The organism is Streptomyces sp. NRRL S-646 (assembly GCF_000720765.1).
Lineage (GTDB): Bacteria > Actinomycetota > Actinomycetes > Streptomycetales > Streptomycetaceae > Streptomyces.
This window is the reverse complement of sequence record NZ_JODC01000007.1, coordinates 625,120-639,120: the sequence shown is the minus strand read 5'-3', so window position 1 is coordinate 639,120 and position 14,001 is coordinate 625,120. Positions and strand designations below refer to the sequence as shown.

At 69.9% G+C, this 14,001-nt stretch carries 15 protein-coding genes; 6 read left to right on the top strand and 9 right to left on the bottom strand.

Translation table 11 applies throughout. The annotated features are described in order from the left end of the window. Positions 1-9: 9 nt before the first annotated feature. From IH68_RS0118390 to IH68_RS55245, 8 genes are all read right to left on the bottom strand, one after another. Positions 10-786: an ABC transporter permease gene (locus IH68_RS0118390; RefSeq protein ID WP_030936394.1), complete on the bottom strand. Its 777-nt coding sequence runs from the start codon at positions 784-786 to the stop codon at positions 10-12. After that, on the bottom strand, positions 783-1,556 hold the full coding sequence (locus tag IH68_RS0118385) for an ABC transporter permease (RefSeq protein ID WP_030936392.1): 774 nt from the start codon (positions 1,554-1,556) through the stop codon (positions 783-785). The genes IH68_RS0118390 and IH68_RS0118385 overlap by 4 nt, the downstream gene beginning before the upstream one ends. Beyond that, positions 1,553-2,521 carry an ABC transporter substrate-binding protein gene (locus IH68_RS0118380; protein WP_030936391.1) on the bottom strand — a complete coding sequence of 323 codons (969 nt, stop codon included), beginning with the start codon at positions 2,519-2,521 and terminating at the stop codon, positions 1,553-1,555. The genes IH68_RS0118385 and IH68_RS0118380 overlap by 4 nt, the downstream gene beginning before the upstream one ends. Before the next feature lie 245 nt (positions 2,522-2,766). Next, positions 2,767-3,702, bottom strand: coding sequence for a PDR/VanB family oxidoreductase (locus tag IH68_RS0118375; RefSeq protein ID WP_030936389.1), 936 nt, complete (start codon positions 3,700-3,702; stop codon positions 2,767-2,769). After that, positions 3,699-3,884, bottom strand: a complete 186-nt coding sequence (locus IH68_RS0118370; RefSeq protein ID WP_030936387.1) for a hypothetical protein — start codon at positions 3,882-3,884, stop codon at positions 3,699-3,701. Before IH68_RS0118370 ends, IH68_RS0118375 begins: the two co-directional genes overlap by 4 nt. After that, positions 3,881-4,954, bottom strand: a complete 1,074-nt coding sequence (locus tag IH68_RS0118365) for an aromatic ring-hydroxylating dioxygenase subunit alpha (protein ID WP_030936385.1) — start codon at positions 4,952-4,954, stop codon at positions 3,881-3,883. Before IH68_RS0118365 ends, IH68_RS0118370 begins: the two co-directional genes overlap by 4 nt. Before the next feature lie 282 nt (positions 4,955-5,236). After that, positions 5,237-7,681, bottom strand: a complete 2,445-nt coding sequence (locus IH68_RS0118360; protein WP_037884980.1) for a SpoIIE family protein phosphatase — start codon at positions 7,679-7,681, stop codon at positions 5,237-5,239. 434 nt (positions 7,682-8,115) lie between these two features. After that, on the bottom strand, positions 8,116-8,352 hold the full coding sequence (locus IH68_RS55245) for a Mu transposase domain-containing protein (RefSeq protein ID WP_051833538.1): 237 nt from the start codon (positions 8,350-8,352) through the stop codon (positions 8,116-8,118). Between the two features lie 171 nt (positions 8,353-8,523). Here IH68_RS55245 and IH68_RS0118350 point away from each other — a divergent pair, with 171 nt between their 5' ends. The 3 genes from IH68_RS0118350 to IH68_RS0118340 all read left to right on the top strand — a co-directional run bounded on the left by IH68_RS0118350 (position 8,524) and on the right by IH68_RS0118340 (position 10,148). Further along, on the top strand, positions 8,524-9,051 hold the full coding sequence (locus IH68_RS0118350; RefSeq protein ID WP_030936378.1) for an ATP-binding protein: 528 nt from the start codon (positions 8,524-8,526) through the stop codon (positions 9,049-9,051). Between the two features lie 190 nt (positions 9,052-9,241). After that, positions 9,242-9,502: a helix-turn-helix transcriptional regulator gene (locus tag IH68_RS57145; RefSeq protein ID WP_030936375.1), complete on the top strand. Its 261-nt coding sequence runs from the start codon at positions 9,242-9,244 to the stop codon at positions 9,500-9,502. Continuing rightward, positions 9,489-10,148 (top strand): DNA gyrase, encoded by a 660-nt coding sequence (locus tag IH68_RS0118340; protein ID WP_030936373.1) that lies wholly within the window; start codon positions 9,489-9,491, stop codon positions 10,146-10,148. The genes IH68_RS57145 and IH68_RS0118340 overlap by 14 nt, the downstream gene beginning before the upstream one ends. Before the next feature lie 32 nt (positions 10,149-10,180). Here the strand turns inward: IH68_RS0118340 and IH68_RS0118335 are convergent, their stop codons facing one another. After that, entirely contained in the window at positions 10,181-10,405 is a 225-nt protein-coding gene (locus IH68_RS0118335; protein ID WP_030936372.1) for a hypothetical protein, read from the bottom strand. Between the two features lie 98 nt (positions 10,406-10,503). Between IH68_RS0118335 and IH68_RS0118330 the strand changes: the two genes are divergently transcribed. The 3 genes from IH68_RS0118330 (at position 10,504) to IH68_RS0118320 (ending at position 13,986) form a co-directional block, all read left to right on the top strand. After that, positions 10,504-10,686: an isocitrate/isopropylmalate family dehydrogenase gene (locus IH68_RS0118330; protein WP_030936370.1), complete on the top strand. Its 183-nt coding sequence runs from the start codon at positions 10,504-10,506 to the stop codon at positions 10,684-10,686. A 335-nt stretch (positions 10,687-11,021) separates the two neighbouring features. Continuing rightward, a complete protein-coding gene (locus IH68_RS0118325) occupies positions 11,022-13,079 on the top strand; it encodes a phosphocholine-specific phospholipase C (protein WP_030936368.1) in 2,058 nt (685 codons plus the stop codon). Positions 13,080-13,155: 76 nt separating this feature from the next. Then, a complete protein-coding gene (locus tag IH68_RS0118320; protein WP_030936366.1) occupies positions 13,156-13,986 on the top strand; it encodes a phospholipid scramblase-related protein in 831 nt (276 codons plus the stop codon). Positions 13,987-14,001: the final 15 nt, after the last annotated feature.

The following is a 14,001-nucleotide window of genomic DNA, read 5'->3' as shown; positions in this document are numbered from 1 at the left end:
TTCACGATGTCAGGACCGCCGGGTGGATGCGCGCAGGCCGTGGTACCAGGCGAGCACCCTGCGCTCGACGGCCTGGAAGACCACGGACAGCAGGAAGCCGAGCAGGCCGAGGACGAGGATCCCGGTCCACATGTCGGGGATCGCGAAGCTGCGCTGGAACTGGACGACGGTGAAACCGATGCCGTTGCCGGCCGCGAACATCTCGCTGATGACCATCAGGATGATGCCGATGGACAGGGCCTGGCGCAGGCCCGCGAAGATCTGCGGGCTCGCCGAGCGCAGGACCAGGCTGCGCAGTCGGGCGAGGCCCGTGATGCCGTAGGAGCGGGCCGTTTCCAGCATCACCGGGTCGACCGCGCGCACGCCCTCCACCGTGTTGAGCAGGATCGGCCAGACGCAGCCGCCGGCGATCACCACGATCTTCATCGTGTCGCCGATGCCCGCGAACAGCATGATGACGGGGATGAGGACCGGGGGTGGCACCGCGCGCAGGAACTCCAGGACCGGCTCGCAGACCGCCCGCACCCGCCGGTAGGAGCCGATGACGGTGCCGAGTGCGATGCCGACGACGGTCGCCGTGGCATAACCCGCTGCCAGCCGCACGATGCTCGGCAGGACGTCCGAGCGCAGCCGGTCGGCGGTCCAGACGTCCGGGAAGGTCTGGAAGACCGTGCGCAGGGGAGGCCAGAACGGGTCGGTGCTGCCGTACGACGCGGCCCACCAGACGGCCACCAGCACCACGGGCAGGGCGAGCACGAAGAACAGCCGGAGGACTGCGCGCCTCACACCGTCACCTCCCCGCGCACCGACTGGTGCCAGGCCAGCGCCCGCCGCTCCACCGTGCGCGCACCGACGTTGATCAGCAGCCCCAGCAGCCCGGCGACCACGATCAGCGCGTACAACTCGGGCACCGCCTGCGAGGCCTGTGCGACCGCGATCTGTTGGCCCAACCCCGGTGCGCCGATGACGAGTTCGGTGGTGACGGCGAGGATCAGCGCCACCGCCGCGGCGAGCCGCACGCCCGTCATGACGTACGGCAGCGCGCTCGGCCACAGCACATGGCGCACCCGAGCCCAGGTGCCCAGGCCGTACGAGCGTGCCGTCTCCTCGGCGACCGGGTCGACGTCCTGGACGCCGTACAGGGTCTGGATCAGCACCTGCCAGAAGGACGCGTACACGACGAGCAGCAGCACCGACTTGAGTTCGGCGCCGTACAACAGCACTGCCAGGGGGATCAGGGCGACCGAGGGGATCGGCCGCAGGAACTCGATCGTCGAGGCCGTCGCCTCGCGCAGATACGGCACGATCGAGATGACCACGCCCACGACGACGCCCGCGCCGACCGCGATCGCGAGACCGATCGCCCAGCCGGTGAGGGTGTCGCCGAGCGCCGACCAGAACGCGCCCTCGGTGACCTCGTCCCACAGCGCGGAGGCGATACGGCTGGTGGGCGGGAAGTAGGCCTCCTTGACGAGGCCGAGCCGCGGCGCCGCCTCGCCCAGGGCGAGGAAGGCCGTGAGCCCGGCTGCGCCGAGTGCGGCGTTCGCGCCCCTCATGGCAGCAGTGTGTCCAGGTCGGGAGTCTTCTTGAAGAAGCCGAACTCCTGGCCCAGTTTCTCCTGCGCCTCGATCGAGGCACGGTTCGCCTCGGCCGGCCACTTGGGCAGGGTCACCTTGGCCAGCACCGAGGCGGGGACCTTGGTGTACGTGGTGACGATCCGGCGGACCTCGTCCGGGTGGGCGTTGGCGTAGGCGAGGGACTCGGCGGTGGCCGTCCGGAACTTCTTCACCACGCCCGGGTTCTGCTGCGCGTACCGCGTCGACGTGAAGTACATCGCGACGGTGAGGTCGGGCGCCACGTCGACCAGTGGTGAGGCGATCTCACGGCCGCCCTGGTCCTTGATGGTGGTGAGCGCGGGCTCGACGGCCATGGCGGCGTCCACCTGGCCCTTGTCGAGTGCGGCGGGCATCTGGTCGAAGGGGATCTCGACGAAGCTCACCTTGTCGGGGTCGCCGCCCGCCTTCTTCACCGATGCGCGCATGGACAACTCGACGATGTTCTTGAGGGTGTTGACGGCGACCTTCTTGCCCTCGAGGTCCTTCGCGGTCTTGACGGAGCTGTCCGTTTTCACGAGGGCTGCCCCGAAGTCCTTTCCCTGTACGCCGGTTGAGGCGACACCGTTGGAGATCGCCTTCACGGGCACGTTGTTGGACTGGGCGACCATGAGCGAGAACACGTTGGAGAAGCCGAACTGGTACTGGCCGGAGGCCACGCCCGGCACGATGGCGGCCCCGCCCGCGGCGAGCGTCGGCGACAGCTTCAGGCCCTGCTTCTCGTAGAAGCCCTTCTTCTCGCCGAGGTAGAGGGGTGCGACATCGACGATCGGGATGAGCCCCACCTTGACGGTGGTGATGCCCCCGGACGACTCACCCGCTTTCGACGAACTCCCGCCGGACGAGCCGCAGGCCGTCGAGACGAGCAGGAAGGCGCCGGCGGTGAGACCGGCGGACAGACGGCGCATGGCTCCTCCTGTGCAGAGAACGGTGCAGTTCGCGGTGCATCGGTGTTCCGACAGGTCGTGCGCAACGCGCACAGTAGTGCGCGGACTCGCTGAGCGGGAAGGTAGAAGCCGCAACGGGTGCGGTCAATGGGTTCGCCGACAACATTGTTGACACTTTTTCCGGCACACCCGCACACAGCTGCGCCCCCTGACGGGTGCTGCGTCAGGGGGCGCCATCGTCGACCAGGAGCGTGCCGGCCTCGGAGTCACAGGTCCAGCACGAGCTTCTTCCCACGGCAGCGGGACACACAGATCATCATCGTCTCCCCGCTCTGCTGTTCCTCGGCGCTGAGCACCGAGTCCCGGTGGTCCGGGGTGCCGTCGAGGACGTCGGTCTCGCAGGTGCCGCAGGTGCCCTCCGTGCAGGAGAACAGCACCTCCACGCCGGCCGCACGGACGGCATCCAGCACGGAGACGTCCGGCGCGACCGTGACGGTACGGCCGCTCTGCGCCAGCTCGACCTCGAACTCGCCGTTCTCGCCGTCCTTCTGGGCCTTGGGCGAGAACCGCTCGACCCGCAGCTGCTCGGCCGGGCACCGCCGCTCGACCGCATCCAGCAGCGGCCCGGGACCACAGCAGTACACGAGCGTGCCTTCGGGCAGGTCGTCCAGCACCGAACCGAGGTCGAGGAGCCCCGCCTCGTCCTGCGGGCAGACGCTGACCCGGTCCCCGTATCGCCCCAACTCCTCAGTGAACGCAATGGAGTTGCGGGTGCGGCCGCCGTACAGCAGTGTCCACTCGGCGCCCGCGGCCTCCGCGGCTGCCAGCATGGGGAGGATCGGGGTGATGCCGATGCCGCCCGCGACGAACCGGTAGCGAGGCGCACTCTCCAGCCGGAAGTGGTTGCGCGGCCCGCGCACCCGCACCTTGTCGCCCTGCCCCACCTGCTCGTGCACATGGGCGGATCCACCGCGCCCGTCAGGCTCCCGCAGCACCGCGATCCGCCACACCGAACGGTCCGCGGGATCCCCGCACAGCGAGTACTGCCGCTCCAGCTCCGGCCCGAGCACCACGTCGACATGGGCGCCCGGCTCCCAGGCCGGCAGGTCCTCGCCGAGCGGGTGGCGCAGGGTGAGGGCGAGCACGCCGTCGGCCGCGAACTCCCTGCGGTCGACGACGAGTTCGGCTTCGTACACGGTCATGAGCTGTTTCCTTGCGGCTCGTGTCCTCGCGGCTGGTGTCCTTCGGGGTGGCCGAGCATCCACTCCCACATCTCGATCGGATCCTGGGCGCTGTGCTCGGCGCCGCAGTGACAGGTGCCGTGCAGGATGTCGGTGCCCGGCAGCCAGTCGATGCGGTAGATCTCGCCGGTGGAGCTGCTCACAGGACCTTCTCCACGGGCTTGTCGCCCTCCTCGACCAGCCGGGCGAGGATACGGCGGGCGGCGAGGCCGCCGGTGTCGATGTTGATGCTGAGTTCCTGGTACCCGGTCCGCTCTGTGCCGAGCGTCTTGTGCAGCAGGTTGAGCGCGACCACGTCCTGCATGACCACGGTGTGGTTGTTGCTCCGCATGAACTCGGTGACCTCGGTGTTCTCCGTCGCCCAGTCGCGCGAGACGGCCCAGAAGTCGTACACCTTGCCGTCCGTCGACGGCGTGATCGCGTAGGTGATCTCGGTGTGGAAGCCGTTCGGGTCGCTGCCGTCGGCCTCCGGCAGCACGCCCACCGGTGCGATCCGGCTGTGCAGCAGATAGAGACAGGGCGCGTGGTACTCGATGTCCTGCCAGCGTGTGATCCGGCCCTGGATGCCGGTGGAGTTGGCGTAGAACGGCGGGCACTCGGCGTCGTCCATGTGCCGGCTCACCCGCACGATGCCCGCGCCCTCGTCGACCTCGGTGGTGATCGGCGTCTCGGCGACCTCGGGGGTGCCGATGTAACCGCCGTGCAGATACGTCTCGTGGGAGAGGTCGAGCAGGTTGTCGACGAGCAGCCCGTAGTCGGCGTCGATGGGCTCCATGCCGCGGACGGTGACCCAGCCGGGCGCGTCGAGGTGCCGGGCCCGGGGGATGGTCTGCGCATCGGCGAGGGCCGGGTCGCCGATCCACACCCACACCAGGGAGTCCAGCTCGACCACCGGGTAGGAGGCGACCCGGGCGGTGCGCGGGACGCGCTTTTGACCGGGCACGTACACGCAGGTACCCGTCGTGTCGTACGTGAACCCGTGGTAGCCGCACACGAGTTTGTCACCGTCGAGCCGGCTGGGCTTCTCGTGGAGCGGGAAGCGGCGGTGCACACAGCGGTCGGCGAGCGCGACCGGCGTCCCGTCCTCCTCCGTCCGGTAGAACACGAGCGGTTCACCGAGGATGGTCCGTCCGAGCAACTCCTCGCGCCCGACCTCGTGGCTGTAGGCGGCGACGTACCACTGGTTCCTGGCGAAGGCGGTCATGTGAGGCATGGGGTTCCCGTCCCTGTCGGCGGGGCGCCGTCGCCCCGCGTGCCGTGGTTGGACTCAGCGTCCTGACGGCTGCGGTGGGCGCGCAAGACGGCTTCTGCCAGGCGGAAGCGTCTCCACGAAAGAACTGGTCAGGGCCTTGTCGCGTGTCGTGCTCGGCACGGGCGGGGGGTTGCGCGGTCGCGCCGCTGGGTGGATCACTCCTGAGGTGGCTGCCGGGTGCCCTCACCTGCACTTCGGACCAGCTCGAGCCGAGCACCGACTCCGATGCGAGCTACGGCGCCCTCAAGGCTGGGGGAGGTTCTGCGCGCACCAGATCGTCTTGCCGTTGGTCGTGTGCCGGGTGCCCCACCCCTGGGTGAGCTGGGCGACGAGGAGCAGGCCCCGGCCGCCCTCGTCGAAGGCGCGGGCCCGGCGCAGGTGCGGGGCGGTGTTGCTGGCGTCGGAGACCTCGCAGATCAGGGAAGTGTCGCGAATCAGCCGCAGTTTGATCGGCGGCTCGCCGTATCGGATGGCGTTGGTGACCAGTTCGCTGACGACCAGCTCGGTGACGAATGACGCCTCCTCCAGGCCCCAGGCGTCCACCTGGTCGACGGCGAACTTCCTGGCGCGCGGCACCTGCGCGTGGTCGGGCTCGACGTCCCAGTCGGCGACGTGGTGGGGATCCAGCGCGTGCGTGCGAGCGAGCAGGAGGGCGGCGTCGTCGGTGCGGCGATCGGGGAGCATGGCGTCGATCACCGTGTCGCACAGGGCCTCCAGCGAGGTGGCCGACTGGTTCAGGACCCGCTGCAGTTCGACGATCCCGGTATCGACGTCGCGCTCGCGGCTCTCCAGCAGTCCGTCGGTGTAGAGGGCGAGCAGGCTGCCCTCGGGCAGCTCGAGCTCGGTGGCTTCGAAAGGCAGCCCGCCGATGCCGAGCGGCGGTCCCGGATGGGCGGGTACCGGGGTCCCGGTGCCGCCCGGGGAGATGATCAGCGGCAGGGGATGGCCGGCGCTCGCCAGCGTGAAGCGCCGGGAGACGGGGTCGTAGACGGTGTACAGGCAGGTCGCCCCGGCCTCCCCGGCCGACTGGAAATGACCGGTGGGCTGGAGGTCGCTGGCGAGGTGGAGGACAAGGTCGTCCAGGTGGGTCAGCAGTTCGTCCGGCGGCAGGTCCACGTCGGCGAGGGTGCGGACCGCCGTACGCAGTCGGCCCATGCTGGCCGAGGCGTGCAGGCCGTGACCGACGACGTCGCCGACGACCAGGGCGACCCGGGCCCCGGACAACGGAATGACGTCGAACCAGTCACCGCCCACTTCCGCGCCGGTCCCGGCGGGCAGGTAGCGGGTTGCCACGTCGACCGCCTCCTGGTTCGGCAGCCCCTGCGGCAGCAGGCTGCGCTGCAGGGTCAGCGCGGTCGTGCGCTCGCGCGAGAACCTGCGGGCGTTGTCGATGGCGACGGCTGCCTTGGCGGTCAGCTCCTCGGCGAGGATCAGGTCGTCGGCGGTGAAGGCCTCGGGCCGGTCGAGACGGGAGAAGGTGACGACGCCGAGCAGTGCGCCGCGCGCCCGGAGCGGCACGGTGATCCGGCCGGTCAGCCCGTCCGCGGCAAGGGACTCCTCGATCACCGGGTTGCCCGGCGGCCAGTGGGCCGGGTCGGAGGCGAGCCCCGGCCCGAAGGCCCACTCGCCGCCCTCGCCGGGCTCGGCGGCGAGCTCGACCGTGGACCTGCCGGTGGTCATGCAGCGGACGGCGACGGAACCGGGAGGGTGGCTGACCGGCGTCGTGGGCCCGGGAGCCCGGTCGGTGTCCTCCTTCGCGCCGTGCTGGGCGGCACGGCTGAGCACGATGACCTCGCCGGGGGTGAAGGCGGACACGGAGGGCGGTTCCTCTCCGCGCAGCACCTCCTCGAAGAGATCCACACTGACGAGGTCGGCGAATCCCGGCACAGGGGTCCCGGCCAGTTCGTGGGCGGTGCCGATCACGTCGAGTGTCCGGCCGATGCCGCCGCTGGCCTTGTTGAGGATCAGAAGGCGCTGCCGGGCCCAGTACTCGGCACTCATGTCGAATCCCCAGTTGGCGACCGCGCGGACCCTGCCCTCGGCATCCCGCACGGGCCAGATGCTGGTGGCCCAGGCGTTGGCGTAGTTACTGCCGAGCGGGCGGAAGACGGTGATGAGACGCGTGGGCTCGCCCGTCCTAGCCACTTGGGCGAGCGCGTCGGTGTAGGGCTTGTCGTCCCTTTCGGGAAACAGCTCGCGGTCGAATTCGGGAAACAGATCGCGGTATTTCTTACCGAGCACTTGCTCCTCGGAGTGCGCGATCACCCGGCCCGAGGAGGCGTTGATCCACAGGAACCGCAGATCGGGGTCGTAGACGCCGAGAGCGAAGGGGCTCTGCTCGAAGGCCCGGTCGGCGATCACCGGGCGGCGTCCCCAGCGCTGGACGGTCACCGCGTGGCCCAGCACCCGCCCGCCGGGGCCGAACAGCGGGTGAGCCGCCAGTACGGCGTCCAGCGTGGAACCGTCCCGGTGACGCAGGAGGATGAATCCCGTGGGGTCGGGGCCGACGCCGTAGCCCTCGGGGAAGCCGGGTGGCGGGGGATCGACCAGCAGGTCGGTCACGGGGTGGCCGACGATGTCCTCCGCCGTCCAGCCCAGCAGCAGCCGACCCCCCTCGCTCCAGCCGCTCACCATGCCGTCCGGGTCCACCACGGCAACGGCAGTGGGTACGTCCTGCTTGCCGGCCATCTCCACGCGCCACGCCTCCGTCCGGACAGCCGTGCCCGTCAGGGCTGGTTTCCAGCGGCTGCTTCCAGCCTAGATCGACCCCCGCTCCACGGCGCTCCGACCGGTGCGTTCGGGCTGCTGGGTGGCGGAGGGATCGGGGCTTGGGCTTTCGCGCCCGCGTGCCACGGCGCTGCGATGGGTGCGTTCGGGCTGCCGGGTGCCGGGTGCCGGGTGCCGGGTGCCGGGTGCCGGAGTGAACGGGGCTCGGGCTTTCGCGCCCCGCTCGACAGCGGCCGCGATGCCCCGAAGTGAGCCAGGCTCCATGCCATACGTCACGGGGGCACTGTTCGGGGTCGGGGCGTCTCGAAGCACCGGGCCGGCGCGATCGCGAGCGGGCCGAGTGCCGCTCGACGAGGCCGGCCCGCCCGGCCGGGGACCGCGCCGCTGGACCTCGGTCAACTGCGGTGGTGCCGGTGGCGCAGATCCCCGGTGGCCGGTTCCTGGGCCGGGCGGCCGGTCAGGGTCTGGTGGGCGGCCCGGCGCCGCCGGTGGGACGCGACCGTCTGCCCGCCGCATGCGACCCGCACTCGCTCCAGGCCCGCGGCGACCTCGACCAGGTGGCCGATGGCCGACGGGTGCACCGAGCAGTCGTCGGCGGCCAGCCTGACGTAATGGTCACGCGGAAGCCGCAACGACATCCACCGGCCTGGGCGCTGGGGCTGTGGCCGACCACATCCTTCACCACCGACTACGACGAGGCCGCCGTCAACCGCTTCGTCGGGAGCCCCGGCCTGCCGATGGTGCGGCAACTCACCCGCCGACAGCAGCGGGGACGACACCGCACGGCGCTAGCATCGGGCCCCATGATCGTATGGATCAACGGCACCCACGGCGCCGGCAAGACGACGACCAGTCCACTCGTGCAGCAACTGATCCCGGATTCCAGGGTGTTCGACGCCGAGAAGGTCGGCGAGACGCTGATGGACATCGCGCCGGGGCTGCCCGAGACGGACAACTTCCAGCACTGGCCGCCGTGGCGGCCGCTCGTCGTGGAGACCGCCCGCCGCGTACTCGACTACACCGGCGGCACTCTGGTGGTGCCCATGACCGTCCTGGTCGAGGAGTACTGGCGTGAGATCAGCGCCGGTCTCGCCCAACATGCCATCCCGGTACGGCATTTCGTCCTCCACGCCGACCAGGACACCCTGCGCGGACGCATCGAGGGGGACAGGGTTCTTGGCCCCTACCCCTCCCCGTTCCGCCTCAAGTACCTCGAGCCCTACGCCGAGGCGGCCCGCACATGGCTGCACCGCGAGGCCGAGGTCGTCGACACCACCCACCTCACGCCTGCCGAGGCCGCCCTGCAGATCGCCGAGGCCGTCAAGAGCTGAGGTCCGCTCGCCCGGACCGCCGGCGCGCCTCTGCCGGCCATCCGAGCGCCCGGAACACCGCGACGGGGTTGAGGTGGTCGCGCCAGGACGCCGGCCACCCCTGGTCCGCCCCCGAACTCGCCCCGATCGGCGGCCTGTCCCGAGCCGCCTTCGCACGCACCTTCCAGGAGGCACTCGGCCAGCCCCCCCCATGCAGTACCTGACCGACTGGCGCATGGTCCTCGCACGCGAGCACCTCCGCACCGGCGAACTCGGCATGGCGGGCATCGCCCGCAGCGTCGGCTACAGCTCGCCCGACGCGTTCGCAGCCGCCTTCCGCCGCCACCACGGCGAACCCCCGGGCGCCTGGCGGCACAACGAGAGTCGACGCGTGACAAGGAACACCGGCCGGACGGTCCCCACATCCACTGACACCCCGGACCCTGGATACTTGCCCGATGCAGGTCTCTAGGGGTTCCTGGGTCAACACCACGCACGACTGGTCCAGCGCCGTCGATCTGGACCATCTGGCATCCATACGACAAGCTGCGGAGGAGTTCGCGCCGGGCGGCGCATGGCATCTTCTCCTCGAGGTGCTTGCGTACGCCGCCGACGAAGCATCCAGCAGGGGCGGCGGACGCTGCCTCATCACCCTTTGTCCGGACGGGTCCTTGTCCGTGGCGGATGACGGGCGGGGCACTGATACCCGGGCGGACGAGCACGGTCGGATCGTCAAGAAGCCCGTCATGGCGTCGAAGGATCTCCGGTTCTTCGACTCCCCGGACGCGGAACGGCTTCCGGACGGCCATCCGCGTCGGGGCATGTCCGTGGTTGCAGCGCTGAGTGAATGGCTCGTCCACACCAACCGCCGTCTCAACGGTGCCTGGACCCAACGCTATGAGCGCGGCATCCCGGTCACTGACCTGGAGCCTGTCGAGGCCGACGGCACCACCGGCACACTCGTCCACTTCAGACCGGACGCCCTGTTTCGTCCCGTGGAGGCGTCGGCAGGGCACGAACTCAAGGGTCTGGCGACGATGTGGCCGGACCTTGAGCTTCAGGTCGATGACCGGCGCAGTACCGGAAGTTCACGGCTGGGCGAGGACGCGGGTCCATAGGAGTCCGTGCGAGGGCCGGGCGCCCCTGCCCGCTACACCTCGGCGGCGGCGAACAGTTCGAGGTGTCCGCACTTGGGGCAGCGGTACGCCTCTATCTGCCGACGGGGCCGCCCCATCCGCTTGGCACCCCCGAAGATCCCCCGCTCCAACGCGCCCTCGATCCAGCGCGCGTACCCGCGCGAGTGCTCGCCGCCGTCCTCGATGAAGCCCGGCGCCAGACCCACGGTGCCGCAGTGGGTGCACGTGTAGTTGTTCATCCCGTGAGTGTAAGGAAGGTCCGCTCAGGCGAGATCAGGGGGGACTTTCGACCGGTGAAACGCCTCGCCGCCCGGGCCGGGACGCATGGGCTGCGCTCATGCAGGGCATCGATGTGTTTCCGGGCCCGGCCAACCCGATCGGCGAGGTCGGCAGCGCGGCCCCGATGCCGGAGCACTTCGGCCTGCCGGAGCAGGTGGCCCGCCTCAACCGGGCGATCGAGGCGACGACGGCCGCGGGCATCCTGACCCGCGACGTCGACCAGCTGCCACCGAGGACGTGACCAGGGCCCTCATCGGCGCCCTGACCGCCTGATCGTGGGGCAGGCGACAGCTCTGCGGCTGTCGCCGTGCCCGACGAGCTCGACGGGCATCGCCGCGCCCCTGCCGCAACCAAGTGGCACTGCCTGCCGCCGAGTTGCCGTCGGAGGCCCTTCTCCCTCTGCCCGCCCGACCGATCGGTCGGCAGACGCGGCCGTCGCGGCGCACCTCGCGTACCGACGACTTTCACATAGGCGCCACCGGACCCTTCCCTGACGTTTGGTGCTCTTGGAACACTCGCACCGCGCACAATCCGTCATGTTCCGGCCGTCCGTACCAGGATGAGAGGCACTCACCCATGCCCGAAGTCAACCGGCGCCGATTCCTGCAACTCGCGGGCGCGACCACCGCCTTCACCGCCCTGTCCAACAGCATCCAGCGCGCCGCCGCGCTGCCCGCGAACCACCGCACGGGATCCATCGAGGACGTCGAGCACATCGTCGTCCTGATGCAGGAGAACCGTTCCTTCGACCACTACTTCGGCTCGCTCAGAGGCGTTCGCGGCTTCGGTGACCCCCGTCCCGTGGTGACCCGGCAGGACGGGAAGCCGGTCTGGTACCAGGCCGACGCGAACGGCAAGGACATCCTGCCCTTCCACCCGGACGCCGACGACCTGGGCCTGGCCTTCATCCAGGACCTCCCGCACGGCTGGAACGACGGACATGCCGCCTTCAACGGGGGCAAGTACGACAAGTGGGTTCCCTCCAAGGGGTCCACGACGATGGCGTACCTGACCCGCGAGGACATCCCGTTCCACTACGCGCTCGCCGACTCCTTCACCATCTGCGACGCGTACCACTGCTCGTTCATCGGCTCGACCGACCCGAACCGCTACTACATGTGGACCGGTTACACGGGCAACGACGGCCAGGGCGGCGGCCCGGTCCTCGGCAACGACGAGGCCGGCTACGGCTGGACCACCTACCCCGAGCGCCTGGAGAAGGCCGGCGTCTCCTGGAAGATCTACCAGGACGTCGGCGACGGTCTCGACGCGAACGGTTCCTGGGGCTGGATCCAGGACGCCTACCGCGGCAACTACGGCGACAACTCGCTGCTCTACTTCAAGCAGTACCAGAACGCGCAGCCCGGCAGCCCGCTCTACGACAAGGCCCGCACCGGGACCGACGCCCGCAAGGGCGAGGGCTTCTTCGACCAGCTGAAGGCGGACGTGAAGGGCGGCAAGCTGCCGCAGATCTCCTGGATCGTCGCCCCGGAGGCCTTCACCGAACACCCCAACTGGCCCGCCAACTACGGCGCCTGGTACGTCGCCCAGGTCCTCGACGCGCTCACCTCCTCGCCCGAGGTGTGGGCGAAGACAGCCCTGTTCATCACGTACGACGAGAACGACGGCTTCTTCGACCACCTGGTCCCGCCGTTCGCACCGGGCTCCGCGGCGCAGGGCAAGTCCACGGTGGACCCCGCCCTCGACCTGTTCAAGGGCAACAGCAGCCACCCCGCAGGCCCCTACGGGCTCGGCCAGCGCGTGCCGATGATCGTCGTCTCGCCCTGGAGCAAGGGCGGTTACGTCTGCTCCGAGACGATGGACCACACTTCGATCATCCGGTTCATGGAGCGTCGCTTCGGTGTGCACGAGCCGAACGTCTCGCCCTGGCGTCGGGCGATCTGCGGCGATCTGACCTCCGCGTTCGACTTCTCCCGCACCGATACCAAGCCGGTCGCCCTCCCGGGCACCGACGGCTACCAGCCGCCGGATCACAACCGTCACCCCGACTATGTGCCGACCCCGCCCGCCAACCCGGTCCTGCCCAAGCAGGAGCGCGGCCTGCGTCCGGCGCGTCCCCTCAAGTACGCCCCGTACGTGGACGGTTCGGCGGACATGGCCTCCGGGAAGTTCACCCTGACCTTCGCCTCGGGAGCCAAGGCGGGCGCCGCCTTCCTGGTGACCTCCGGCAACCGCACCGACGGGCCCTGGAGCTACACCACCGAGGCCGGCAAGACCGTCTCGGACGCCTGGAACTCGGTGTACTCGAACGGCTCGTACGACCTGGCCGTGCACGGCCCGAACGGTTTCCTGCGCGTCTTCAAGGGGCCGAACAAGGTGGCAGGGCCCGAGGTCACCGCCCGCCACAGCGGCGACGACATCGAGCTGACCTTCACCAACAAGGGCTCCGGCACGGTCCGTCTGAAGCTGACGGGTGGATACGGCTGCAAGCCCCGGACCTTCACGGTGCGGCCCGGAGCCACGGTGACGCACACCGTCGACCTTGCGGCGAGCCGACGCTGGTACGACCTCACCGTGACGTCCGAGGCGGACGCGACGTTCCTGCGGCGGTTCGCCGGACATGTCGAGAACGGGCGCCCGGGGGTGAGCGACCCGGCGATCATCACCGGCTGAACTGTCGGGTAAAGGCTGGTGACAGCGGATCGCGGGGACTGGCCAGGAGCCGGTGGGCCCGGGGTAGTGTGCCCCGGTGACCACGCATTCGAACACTCCTGCAGGCTGGTTCCCGGATCCGCACGGAGCGCCCCAGACCCTCCGCTACTGGGACGGCGCCCAGTGGACCCAGCACACCAGCCCGGACCAGGGCGCCCAACAGGCCCAGGCCGCCCAGCAGGTACCGCAGCAGGCCGCCGGGCCGGACCCGCGTGTGCAGCGTCAGGTCCAGCAGCAGGCCGGGGTCGCCGCCCGCGGCCCCGGCGGCGGCAGCCTGTTCACCGAGCCGGTCCTGGTGGTCAACCAGAAGGCCAAGCTGATCGAGGTGACCAACGAGTACAGGGTCATGGATCAGAACGGCAACCAGATCGGCTCGGTGATGGAGGTCGGGCAGAGCACGCTGAAGAAGGTCGCGCGCTTCGTCTCCAGCCTCGACCAGTTCATGACCCACCGGCTGGAGATCCGGGACGCCTACGGTCAGCCGCAGCTGGTGCTGACGCGGCCCGCCAAGGTCTTCAAGTCCAAGGTTCTGGTGTCCCGTCCGGACGGCTCGCCGGTGGGCGAGATAGTCCAGGAGAACATGATCGGGAAGATCAACTTCGCGATGAACGTGGACGGCCGGAAGGTCGGTGCGATCAAGGCGGAGAACTGGCGGGCCTGGAACTTCGCCATCGTCGACCACGCGGAGAACGAGGTCGCCCGGATCACCAAGACCTGGGAGGGCCTTGCCAAGACGATGTTCACCACCGCGGACAACTACGTCCTGCAGATCCACTACCAGCTGCCCGAGCCGCTGTTGAGCCTTGTCGTCGCGACGGCACTCACCGTGGACACGGCGCTCAAGCAGGACTCGCGAGGTCTCGGCTGACGCTGCTCCGAGTGG

Excerpts from the sequence above, each read along its gene's own strand:
- IH68_RS0118385 (WP_030936392.1), bottom strand. The coding sequence starts at position 1,556 with ATGAGGGGCGCGAACGCCGCACTCGGCGCAGCCGGGCTCACGGCCTTC.
- IH68_RS0118380 (WP_030936391.1), bottom strand. The coding sequence starts at position 2,521 with ATGCGCCGTCTGTCCGCCGGTCTCACCGCCGGCGCCTTCCTGCTCGTC.
- IH68_RS0118375 (WP_030936389.1), bottom strand. The coding sequence starts at position 3,702 with ATGACCGTGTACGAAGCCGAACTCGTCGTCGACCGCAGGGAGTTCGCG.
- IH68_RS0118365 (WP_030936385.1), bottom strand. The coding sequence starts at position 4,954 with ATGCCTCACATGACCGCCTTCGCCAGGAACCAGTGGTACGTCGCCGCC.
- IH68_RS0118360 (WP_037884980.1), bottom strand. The coding sequence starts at position 7,681 with ATGGCCGGCAAGCAGGACGTACCCACTGCCGTTGCCGTGGTGGACCCG.
- IH68_RS0118350 (WP_030936378.1), top strand. The coding sequence starts at position 8,524 with ATGATCGTATGGATCAACGGCACCCACGGCGCCGGCAAGACGACGACC.
- IH68_RS57145 (WP_030936375.1), top strand. The coding sequence starts at position 9,242 with ATGCAGTACCTGACCGACTGGCGCATGGTCCTCGCACGCGAGCACCTC.
- IH68_RS0118340 (WP_030936373.1), top strand. The coding sequence starts at position 9,489 with ATGCAGGTCTCTAGGGGTTCCTGGGTCAACACCACGCACGACTGGTCC.
- IH68_RS0118335 (WP_030936372.1), bottom strand. The coding sequence starts at position 10,405 with ATGAACAACTACACGTGCACCCACTGCGGCACCGTGGGTCTGGCGCCG.
- IH68_RS0118330 (WP_030936370.1), top strand. The coding sequence starts at position 10,504 with ATGCAGGGCATCGATGTGTTTCCGGGCCCGGCCAACCCGATCGGCGAG.
- IH68_RS0118325 (WP_030936368.1), top strand. The coding sequence starts at position 11,022 with ATGCCCGAAGTCAACCGGCGCCGATTCCTGCAACTCGCGGGCGCGACC.